10 protein-coding genes are annotated in these 10,730 nt (G+C 39.3%); all 10 read right to left on the reverse strand.

Going from position 1 to position 10,730, the window contains the following annotated elements; translation table 11 throughout:
- Window positions 1-5: 5 nt before the first annotated feature.
- Window positions 6-350: a hypothetical protein gene (locus BM358_RS24910; RefSeq protein ID WP_028542556.1), complete on the reverse strand. Its 345-nt coding sequence runs from the start codon at window positions 348-350 to the stop codon at window positions 6-8.
- Between the two features lie 246 nt (window positions 351-596).
- Window positions 597-965, reverse strand: coding sequence for a hypothetical protein (locus BM358_RS24915; RefSeq protein WP_028542557.1), 369 nt, complete (start codon window positions 963-965; stop codon window positions 597-599).
- A gap of 222 nt (window positions 966-1,187) precedes the next feature.
- Window positions 1,188-1,538: a hypothetical protein gene (locus tag BM358_RS24920; RefSeq protein ID WP_028542558.1), complete on the reverse strand. Its 351-nt coding sequence runs from the start codon at window positions 1,536-1,538 to the stop codon at window positions 1,188-1,190.
- A 778-nt stretch (window positions 1,539-2,316) separates the two neighbouring features.
- Entirely contained in the window at window positions 2,317-4,038 is a 1,722-nt protein-coding gene (locus tag BM358_RS24930) for a helix-turn-helix domain-containing protein (protein ID WP_028542560.1), read from the reverse strand.
- A 108-nt stretch (window positions 4,039-4,146) separates the two neighbouring features.
- The gene (locus BM358_RS24935) at window positions 4,147-4,923 is read right to left on the reverse strand and encodes a (2Fe-2S)-binding protein (RefSeq protein WP_028542561.1); all 777 of its coding nucleotides are present in this window, start codon (window positions 4,921-4,923) and stop codon (window positions 4,147-4,149) included.
- Window position 4,924: 1 nt separating this feature from the next.
- Window positions 4,925-5,965, reverse strand: coding sequence for an ABC transporter substrate-binding protein (locus BM358_RS24940; protein WP_028542562.1), 1,041 nt, complete (start codon window positions 5,963-5,965; stop codon window positions 4,925-4,927).
- Window positions 5,966-6,105: 140 nt separating this feature from the next.
- Window positions 6,106-6,282, reverse strand: coding sequence for a hypothetical protein (locus BM358_RS26610; RefSeq protein ID WP_155990473.1), 177 nt, complete (start codon window positions 6,280-6,282; stop codon window positions 6,106-6,108).
- 475 nt (window positions 6,283-6,757) lie between these two features.
- Window positions 6,758-7,129, reverse strand: coding sequence for a hypothetical protein (locus tag BM358_RS24950; RefSeq protein ID WP_028542563.1), 372 nt, complete (start codon window positions 7,127-7,129; stop codon window positions 6,758-6,760).
- Between the two features lie 198 nt (window positions 7,130-7,327).
- Complete coding sequence (locus BM358_RS24955) at window positions 7,328-7,795, reverse strand: DUF2691 family protein (protein ID WP_028542564.1); 468 nt, start codon at window positions 7,793-7,795, stop codon at window positions 7,328-7,330.
- Between the two features lie 953 nt (window positions 7,796-8,748).
- Window positions 8,749-9,891, reverse strand: a complete 1,143-nt coding sequence (locus tag BM358_RS24965; protein WP_028542566.1) for an HNH endonuclease signature motif containing protein — start codon at window positions 9,889-9,891, stop codon at window positions 8,749-8,751.
- Window positions 9,892-10,730 lie beyond the last annotated feature (839 nt).

Below are 10,730 nucleotides of genomic sequence, written 5' to 3' on the forward strand. Positions count from 1 at the left end.
CTATTTTAGTATTCTCCATTGTATTCAATAAAACCGGTTTGTTTAAAGAGTGTAATATGATATGGGGTATAAACATACTTTGAATTTGGACTTAAGACTTCAATAAAACTAATTGCTGCATCTATATAGTCATCTGATGAGAAAACATCTTCATCTAGAAATCCACTTAAGAGTGCTGCATCTCCTTTATATTTCAAACAAAGATAGCCATACCCAGGGTCAACTATAACTAAATTTATTATGTCATCTTCTTCTTGTTCTTTGGAGCTATCGAAATATCTAACTATTATGTCCTTATCTTTGTAATAAATCTCGGTGTCACAGGATAATTTATTATGACTAAACTTCATTGTGCTATTCCCCCCTTTTGGATTTTTTTAGCTGTTTTAAAAACTAATTTTTGCTTCCCTTTCACATAACCTTCTTGTATCTACGAATCCGAGAGGCTTAAGGCGCAAAGTGCCGGTTCCAACGGACTTAGCTTCGCAGGGTTGTGAGTTGATCCCGGCTTCTCTGCTTTCCACTTCTAGTGAATCAAGGGCAACGCCCGCAGCGTAGATGCGATGTTATATGAGGTCAATTCTTCTTCGAGCCAACTAATAATTATGCTTCCTTGCTAGTTCCCACTTCATGAATAAATTTATATCACTTATAGCATCTAATATTATTCCTTTATGTTCTATATTATTTTTTAATTCTTTCAAAATGATTGGTTTTACTAGTCTTTTATCTAACTGTTTTTTAGTTCTTGCTATATGTGCTAATCCCAATACAGAATTCGCTCTTACATTTGGATTATCATGTTGCGCTGATTTAAGACATATATCTTGAGCAAACTTCCAATTGTGATGATACATTCCAACTGAAAGTGGTAAATATATAAGTTCTTCTACTTCTTGACGAGTTAAAATATCTTTTGTTTCCTGATCTGTGTATTCCTTGATATGCTTGTAAATTCGCTCCATAGTACTTGCTCCTAAATATAATCTTTTATACCTAGCTGATTTCACGTAACGTTTCTGAATTCAAGACGTCCGGCGTATGCCGGATATGTTCGGCTGATTCTACTTCATGGCTTCTCAACTTCTGCCGAACCGAGGAGCGAATGCGACGATGCTTGGATGTGATGTTATACAAAGGTACCATGAATTCATTGAATCTACTTAGAAATCCTGTTTAATTCACCATCACCATTCTCTCCATTCTTCTGTAATATCTTGATCTTCCTCAATTTCTAATCCAGCTAGTCTTGCTGCCTTGTCTATAAATTCAGCCAATTCTTCACGCTCCATCGTTTCAATAAAATAGTCGTTCTTTTCATTCAATTCATTAAACGTAATTACAATTTCTTCTACAGCCTTCATAATACTTTCAGGATGTTTAGTTTCTTGTAATAATATTAATTGGTTTAGATAGTTATCCAGGACTTTATTAGACATTAATAATCTCTCTTCCGTAAAAAGGTCATCTCCGTATTCAACCATTCTTTTGTACCACAATTGAGTTGGTTTTTCATTAAATAGGTCCTGTAATGTCATTGGGCATATCCCTCATTTTCTGGTTTTTGTTTTAATAGATTTTCAAAAATTGTTGCATGGTATTTCACCTATGAGTTTGCTTACTAACTTGCTTTTCACTTCACTTATCTAATTTTTTCTTTGATTCATTTTTTTTCATCTGTTAGTACACCCTTAATGAAAGACCAAGTATGGTCAACATCTAGTCAGTACAATTGGCTTGGAGGGTTTATTCCCTTCTAAGTCTCAGGTAATAAAAACCCACCTTCGGCTCTTAACCTTTAGGTGATTTTTTACCTTCTCTTGTTGTTATTGATGCATGTTAAAAATGCAAGAATAGATGTCCAAAATAGTAACATTAGAGTCACCGCATCTTTTACTTCCATGGTCTCACTTTTCGAAGGAAAACCATACCCACCCAAGAGTCAATTGTATCTATATTTTACCTGTGTTCACGTCTACAAACAAGTGTTCTCATCTATTTTCTTACATTTTTCTTTTATTCTATTTGTTGTCCATCATTTCTAGCATATAACGTTTCTGTGTTCACGATGTTCCTCTGACTTATGCGAACGAAATGAGCGGCCGCCGTGCGTATGTGTCCGCCTGCCCCCACTCCCTGGCAATCCTCTTTGCCGGACCGAGGAACCGCCAGGCTCCGATGCGTGGATATGATGTTATCTGATGGATTGGCCATAAAAAAACAGTTCAACTTTCCCTCTATGACATAAGGCAAAGATGAACTGTCTTTAGTTCCTGTTAAAATCTCTATGAGCACAAGTAGCAACTTCTTCTCCCATCAAGCCAACAAAGCCTGAGCGATCTGATCCACAATGCCATTGATGCCTGTGGGTCCATAACAGCCGATCCATGTCGCGGCATCGACCGAGTGTATGTGCTGGCGCTCAACGGTATCAAGCATTCCCCAGACACGTTGCTCTGTCGCGGATATTCCCTCCTGCATGAGTTCATGGCTAAGCAAGAAGTAATGGCTAGCATGTACAGCTGGTAGTCTGTCAACTGAGATGTGATAGGCCGTGTCGGAGGTATCTGCCACAAATAACGGAACAGGCAGACCTAGATCATGGTACAGCACAGCCCCTGTACGATGAGAGGCAGAATGCACGCGAACCAGAGAATCCAGCGGACGGATCAGTGCCACGCTCTTGCCTGCCAGAACGGGAGCAAGTTCTTCGGACAGCAATGTGGTTCGTCGGTGATAATCCGCTATAATACGCTTTGCCTCTTCTCGTTTGCCTGTCAGTTCACCGAACAGAGTCAGAATAGTCTGCCAGTTTTCATTGCGCTTAAACATGAGAACTGGAGCGATCCGGCTTAACTGTTCATAGTGCGACTCATGTACCTCGGTGCAAATAATTAGATCCGGAGACAGTCGTTCCACTGCAAGCAGGTCGGGGTACTCATATGTTCCGAGTAATTCAGTATTCTGAAGTCCTGCCCTGATCGTTTGAGGGAAATGTAACACTGCATTGCCTAGTCCTACACTACCTGCTGGAGAGAGCCCCAGCGCAAGCAAATGATCGGCATATTGCACATCGAGTACAGCGATACGCTTCGGAGATCCGATAACATAGTATTCCCCTCGCATATGGCATATCACCGAGCCTTGGGCCGACTCATATGAAGAAGCTGTGCGGTTCCGCTGCAAGGAATGAGCATAGTCTATATCTGTTTTCGAAGCGGCATCAAGCCTATAACGCAGCGGAGGGACGCCATAATATTTCTTAAACGCCCTACTGAAATAATACATGTCGCGATAGCCCATTCTGTCAGCAATTTCACCGATGGGAGCATCCGTGTGACGCAGCATCCGCGATGCACTCTCCATGCGCAACTGAATGACATACTCAGTCAGTCCGAGCTGCTTCTCTTGTTTAAATCGTCGCTGCAGCTGTCTTAAGCTGCATCCAGCAAGGGCTGCCAGCTCTTTAAGCTCCAGATTCTGGCGATAATGCGACGCTATATATGAAGCGACAACATCCACCATGTCAGACGCTTCTCCTCCCTGACCACGTTCGTAATCCATGATCAGTTCGTAGATCATACCCTGAAGCAACGCATTGGCATGAAAACGTTCCATCCCTTCGCCACGACGCCATTTGGCAACGATTTTTTCTGCATTCTCGATCCATTCTGCTTGGGTTACCGAATTTTGCACAAATGAAGTGCGCAACGGATGTTTTCGATATGAAGGCAAAACAAGAGAGGCTCCCTCCATAGAAGAAGCCTTGTACATGATCACGATATAATAAATGTCGTCTGATCTGGCCGTCAGCGTTAAGGATGTCCCCTTAACAACATGACCAGCAAAAAAAGCTCCAATGTGGCAAACCTCACCATTCATTGCAAGCTCTCCTTCCCCTCCGTATGCCAGCAACAACACATTCGAGGTTAATTCCGTTTCGCGAAGAACACTGCCTGTCTGCAAAGTACCGCTATACTCGTCAAGCATCTTGATCGTTGTATCACTCCATAGACTTGTCTGTTCTTGTAGCGGCATTTCTCTCATCTCCTGACAATAGCATCCTTTGCTAGAGTGACTCTCATGACTGGACTTAACCAATTAACTACAACCAGGCCTGTTAGCAAAGTAAAATTGTTGCTGTTGTCATTTTAATTGAGATTTATTCTCATTGTCAATTTTCGGACATTTTCTGCAATATTCCCCTGACATCTGGTAATAAAAACAACAGGTGGTACGCTTGCTTTTCACGGCTGGAATGCTGTCCTTATTTTTTGTGAACCGGGTGAACGGATTTCTTTTTACACCGAACAAATGCCCGGGCGCTCCTTGCGTCAGATATGAAAAATCTGCCTGGATGTGCTGACTTCCTTGCTCAGCATTGTCTACTTCAGGAGTATATAATGGGACAATGCGTATCATGATATTCTCCCAAAGGATACTCATCGAAAGAGGAGCAATCGCAGCAAGCGTCTTTAACAGCGGTGTAAGGTGTAACGCAAACATCTCCTTTACCACCTTTTCCCGCCACACTTCCCTGTCTCCAGTTAGTGCTTCTGCCCGAAGCCCGTTCATAGCTAGAAAAGGAAAATGCGTCCCCCCCTCGTTAGCTGTGAGCGTCGGATGATAGAGAAAGCTGTTGTCTAGCCGAAAAGAAACATGCTGATGATGAACGGTCATCGCGGTCAGCAACGGAGCAATCCACAGGTAGCCGATTCGCTTAGCTAACATCGAAGCAGCTACTCTCATGTCAGGCGCACCAATATACTCTTGAAGCCAGCTTAAATACTCTCGGCATGCAGCTTCTTCATGTAGTTGACTCAAAGCAATAATACGGACATTATCTTCAGACGGCTCACCAAGCCGAATCGAGTGTTCATCCGCCGTTTGCTGCCATAAGTCAGTCGATAGATAATGGTCCATTTTAATTCGATCCCAACAGTGCTTCCGATGCCTGATCTACAATAATATTAATTGCAAGTGGGCCATAATAAGCGATCCAAAGTGTAGAATTAACATCATATGCACGGTTATTTTTGACTGCATCAAGGGATTTCCATACTGAACTGCTATCCAAAGCCTCTGCCTCTGCCGCAAACAACTCATCAGACAGAACAAAATAATGATCTGCTCCAATCTCAGGAACTTTCTCCATCGAGATTTCAACGGAGGTATCATCTTTGATCTTCTGGACTAATGCAGGCATTTTTAAGCCCAAATCCTCATACAGAATGCCGCCTGTTCGATGCTCAAGACCATGAACACGAATGCCTTCTTTTCTCGGACGAATAAGTGCTACCGTTTCCTCTCCCAACTTCTCCGACAGCTTCTCCTTCAGTCCTGCAATTTTGTCCTCATAAGCCTTACGCACAGTTTCTGCCTCTGCCTGCTTACCTGTGATCGCAGCCACTGTAGCTAACGTATCTCGCCAATCCTCGTAGAAGTCAAGTACGATTGTGGGTGCTATTTTGCTTACATTCTCATACTCTTTCTCTTGAAAATCAGTCATTAAAATAAGATCCGGGTCCAATGCTACAATCGCTTCCAGGTTGGGCTTGTCCCGTGTACCTAAAACCCGTACGTCACCCGGCTTATCCCCTAAATATTCTGGAAATGTGCTATTGCCTTCAGCGATAACACTGCCTGCCGGCTGCTCGCCAACGGCTAGCAATTGATCCAGAAATTTGACATCAAGCACAGCAATTTTCTTTGGTTTCTCGTTAAGCGTATACTGACCCTTCATATGCGAGATCGTAACCGGGAAGGCTCCGGCAGTCTGAGACGCTCCATTCGAAGGCGTGTCCGTTGGAGTTGTAGCAGACTCATTGCCGCCATTTGTACCTGCTCCGGCACCGCAAGCCGTCAGTACAAGAACAAGGGCCAGCATCCAGCCCATTAAAAATCGTGATTTATGGTCACCATGTGCCATGCTTCCGGCAGCTTGCCTCTTTGTTCCTTTATTCATGGTGAATCCTCCTTATGTATGATAATGATTTTCATTATCGAAATATAAGGCGAGTATAATATATCTCCACATCGCGTTACCATGTACTTTTGCGACATTTCAGCCGGACTAATGCGACATGTAAACCGCTTACCCAGCTTTTAATTTTTCTGCAAATATACAATTGCAATTTGTAAATGTCCGAGTATGGAATATAAACTCCCGTATTCGAAAGCTTCTCCATATATATCTTCATTTACAATTCTATCAGCTCTTTTACTAATTACTGCATAATCATCGTCTAATGTATCAAGCCAACAAAACCAAGAATCTCCCATTTTTTCTTTCCATTCATTTGGGAGTTCCGTTATTTCTAATCTAGCAACAACTATTTGATCTTCATTTTCTTCAAAAGAATATTTTTCTTTTCATTGATTTCTACCTCTTGCGTCAATGTACATTCCATATCCATTTGTTCCATTGAAACTACAACAAAGGTTTGTATGATAAATTTGTGGGTACTCTTCATTAAATTCTGAATGTGGAAACTCATAAAATGTTCCTTTGGATTCATAAGCCATTTTCGATGAAACATCTATCTTTAATACCCTTTCATCCGCAGATATTTCTATAACATTTTGCTTTCTCCTTTTATCAAGTATTTCCTATAACGTTCTTGTATTTATGAACCCGTTAGGGGGTGTCTGCTGAAATTCCTCTCCGACACCCTTCTCACAGACCCAGGCTCCAAAGGAGCCGCTGCTTGAATATTATGTTATGTGTAGTTATCACTCCAATGATTTACATTCTATTTTACGCCTTCCAACCCATCTCTTTATACAATCTTCTAATCTGTTTTATAAAACTATCATCTTCTCTACCCTTATTTATAATCTCTTCATCGGTGGTTACAGCCCATCTAAAAATTTGTTCAATACTCCCGTAGCTACGTTTAAATCCTTTGGCCAACTTCAGTATGTTTTCTTTAGTTGCGGCAAATGATAATACTACTCTTAACTCTTCATCTGTCCAAGATCTCCCCTTATTTTCTGTACTATACGCTTGTTTTTTCTCATATTCAAAAATCAACAATTTCGTTTTGTGGATTACTTGGTCTGTTGTTAGTTCTTCAATTCCTTCATTAAGTAATTCAATTAATCTATCTTTATATTCTTTCTTTTTCATACATTGCCCCTCCATGATCTTTTCAATAATTGCACATAACGTTTCTATATTCATGAACCCCAACGGGGTTGTCTGCTGAAATGCCTCTCCGAAATTCACCGCAGACCAAGGCTCCATTAGAGCCGCAGCTTGAATATTATGTTATCATATTTCAGCGTCTTCCTTGAATTACTTACAACAATCATTTTTTGTTTTTAATCACCAAACTGATAGTCTTGTCCTTGTATCATTTTCATCAGTTATATATTCCAGAGATTTATATCCCTTTCTCTTTATGTGATCATATAAGTCCTCAAGTTTTTCAAGGTCTTTGCAGTAAACTGTTATGTACACACTATCAATCACAAGAAGAATAATCTGACACTCACTCGCAATATATTCTTCATATGACATTACATCTATTATATTTGCTCCTTTTGGATACGCCTTTAAATTCGCAAATATTAAGTAGTACTTGTTGTAATCAATAATCTTTTTAAGATCTTCTCCATCCATTCCAGTAACCATGTCTGGAAAGAGATTACCCCCTAAAGTATCATCAACAATAAAATATGACTCTTCTCCACCAATAAACCAACTGAAAGTAGTTATATCTATTGGCTTTAAAATCTCTCCAAGATGGCTTCCATAAGAATTTGGAATTTCAAAACTTATGCCTCTATTCATTTATTCACCCACTTCACGCTGATTTCTGATAACGTTCCCGTATTCACGACTCAGCGTATGCTGAGTGTCCGACGCATGTCGGACCAAAAGCGAATGCTCGCAGCGTGAATATTATGTTATATGCTGCCTGTGCTCTTCCAATTTCTCTTAATCTTATTTGATCTTTTCCTTCTTTAATTCTATGCTTTCTTTCTGTCTTTCTCCAATGATTTTTTAGTTCTTCCTCGATTGTTTAGCTCTTCCTCAATCTTTTTCAAATTTCCTTTGGTTTAAAATGCTTTCCAAACTCCCTTTCTTCATTCGTCTGATCGGAAACGACTCCGTGCTTCCTATTTCAAATCTGGACTTCATGCCTTAATCGTTCTTATCTCTGTAAATCGTTCTGATTTTTTAAATGTTTTTAATCTTAAACAAAAAACGCCGATAGGGAACTCGGCGCTTTGCAATCTTATTCTTTCCCTCATGGGTTCCCAGTTTTTCAGGTTACATAGAACGTTTCCGCAGTTCCCGACGTTCCTTCCTTTTTATGCCACAGCAAAAAAAGTGGCGCAGTACTTGCTTCGTAACAGCTGTGAATCGGAAGGAATGTAGTAAATTGTCGTGTTATAGGATGTTTGTTTCGTTTAATATACAAATGCATACAATCGAAGCATATTTCACTTTATTTAATTTTCAAATATTTACCTCTTAGCTTACACAAAAAATCCGTTTCTTCGAATTCATTTTGGCTCAATATAGTCATATCAATCTGAATTCCACTATATTCATACATAATAGAACTTATTTCCTCAGAATCATATAAAACCTTATTTGTTAATTCATCGTATACTAATAAAATATCAACATCGTTTAGAATCTTATTCAAAGATAATATCGAGCCAAATAAGTATACATTTGAAAATGAATCAAACAAGGACTGATGTTGAACAAAACTATAGTAAATTTTATAAATCTTATTTAAGTCTATTAACGTATACATAAAATTTATCCATTGTTAATAATGTGACAGCCATTTCGTCAGCCAAAGCATAAGCTTCACTCGATATACATCCCTTACCATTCCAATTGTGTAGATTTACTAGAATGCTATTTTCAGATGGAGTTAGTTTCATTAGGTCTACTTTACTGAGACAGTAATTATAAATGAAGATCATTTTTTTCCCTTTCACTATAACCTCTCTCAAATTAGTGTAATCATTAAACTCAAACATAACACCTCTAGTTTTTATAAATTTATAAGCAAAGTTTAAACTGTCCAATCGAACTTTCGCTCCCCGAAAACAACCATAGTCAAAATAGAATTGTCTTAGTCTAGGTGTATCATTTAAATACAATTTAACCACATTACCATCTTCGAGAAGCTCTATGTATGGATTATCAGTGCCTAAAACTATCCCTACGAATTCACCTTGCCTTTGTAGCTTATTTATCAATATTTCTAACGACTCAACTGAGGGTAATAGTGACTGATCGACGGGTTCTATTCCAAACAAAGAGTTTATCTCTTCTGGGAACAGAACCTGTCTATGTTTTTCAACAGTAGGTCTAGTTGATTCAAATTCGGCTATATGAACAAGAAATGTGTCAATTATCGCTAAATTTGAGTAACTTTCATCGCTATGCCTTTGAATTAAATTTCGATTTTGCTCAAGCAACTTCTTTAACATATTATTATTTGCTAAAATCTTACCTTCAAACACGTTCCAAAGTTCTTTTTTATCACCAATATAGTAGTTTTCAAAAATTACTTTATTTTCTTTCAGTAATGGAGCCACTCTACTTCTGAGTTCATCAAATGCACTAAATTTTTCACCAAAAAATCTATCAAATTCTTCTTTTCTATTCTGTTTCCACATTGTCACGTGAACTTTCGTGAATGCAGAATTCTTGTCAAAATCAGTATGACAATTTGGACACAGGACTACTAAATTTTCGAATGAGTTATCTTCTGAATCGCAGAAGGGCGTTAAATGCGCTTTCTCAATTATGTCTCCATTATCTCTAAACAACTCAACCTTACAATCAGGGTTCATACACCGCCCCATTGATTCGGCATACAACATTCTTTGAACGTGATCACTAATTTTTCTGCCCATAATCTACTTCGCCTCCAGCTAGTTTATTACTCATTTATTTTGAATATCAACATTTAATTGTTTTCATAAAGTTAAACAAAACCTTCAGATGAGAAAATAATATCCTATAACATTCCTGTATTCACAACTTATCGCATGCTGAGTGTCCGGCGTCTGTCGGACCAAAGGCGTAGATACATGTCGAGTGTCTAGCGAATGCTAGACTAAGGGCTTATGCCCGCAGCGTGAATATTATGTTAGATAATGCCTATGTCCTTCCAAATCCTCTTAATCTTATTCGATCTTCCCCTTCTTCAATTCTATGCTTTCTTTCTGTCTTTCACCAATGATTTTTTAGCTCTTCCTCCATCTTTTTCAAATCCCCTTCGGTTTGAAATGCTTTCCAAATTCCCTTTCTTCATTCGTCTGATCGGAAGCGACACCGTGCTTCCTATTTCAACTCTTGGCCCCGTGCTTTAATCGTTCTTAGATCTGTAAATTCCTTTGATTTTTCAAATACTTTTACCCTAAACCAAAAACGTCGATAGGGAACTCGGCGCTTCGTTATCTTATTCTTCACCTATGATTTCCCAGTCTTTCAGGTTGCATATAACGTTTGGGCATTCCTGACGTTGACTTCCCTTAGATAGCTCTTATCTTAGGGAAATCAATGTGTCACCTGAATCTTCTTCTTCGAGATACCTCCGGTGACCAAGGGGCGAACGTCCCGCAGTAGAAATGCGATGTTAGGCGATTTATTCGTCTTCCTGTATTATCAAACAGTTTATTTGTCACTTATTCGTTTATTTTCTTGGCTCTTAAACCAGTTTCTAATTCCCTTTCCTGCAAAAGGTTCATCT

This window comes from Paenibacillus sp. cl130, from assembly GCF_900116035.1.
GTDB classification, from domain to species: domain Bacteria; phylum Bacillota; class Bacilli; order Paenibacillales; family Paenibacillaceae; genus Paenibacillus; species Paenibacillus polymyxa_B.

Coding starts and splice junctions, on each gene's coding strand:
- BM358_RS24910 (WP_028542556.1), bottom strand. CDS start 350: ATGAAGTTTAGTCATAATAAATTATCCTGTGACACCGAGATTTATTAC.
- BM358_RS24915 (WP_028542557.1), bottom strand. CDS start 965: ATGGAGCGAATTTACAAGCATATCAAGGAATACACAGATCAGGAAACA.
- BM358_RS24920 (WP_028542558.1), bottom strand. CDS start 1,538: ATGACATTACAGGACCTATTTAATGAAAAACCAACTCAATTGTGGTAC.
- BM358_RS24930 (WP_028542560.1), bottom strand. CDS start 4,038: ATGCCGCTACAAGAACAGACAAGTCTATGGAGTGATACAACGATCAAG.
- BM358_RS24935 (WP_028542561.1), bottom strand. CDS start 4,923: ATGGACCATTATCTATCGACTGACTTATGGCAGCAAACGGCGGATGAA.
- BM358_RS24940 (WP_028542562.1), bottom strand. CDS start 5,965: ATGAATAAAGGAACAAAGAGGCAAGCTGCCGGAAGCATGGCACATGGT.
- BM358_RS26610 (WP_155990473.1), bottom strand. CDS start 6,282: ATGGGAGATTCTTGGTTTTGTTGGCTTGATACATTAGACGATGATTAT.
- BM358_RS24950 (WP_028542563.1), bottom strand. CDS start 7,129: ATGAAAAAGAAAGAATATAAAGATAGATTAATTGAATTACTTAATGAA.
- BM358_RS24955 (WP_028542564.1), bottom strand. CDS start 7,795: ATGAATAGAGGCATAAGTTTTGAAATTCCAAATTCTTATGGAAGCCAT.
- BM358_RS24965 (WP_028542566.1), bottom strand. CDS start 9,891: ATGGGCAGAAAAATTAGTGATCACGTTCAAAGAATGTTGTATGCCGAA.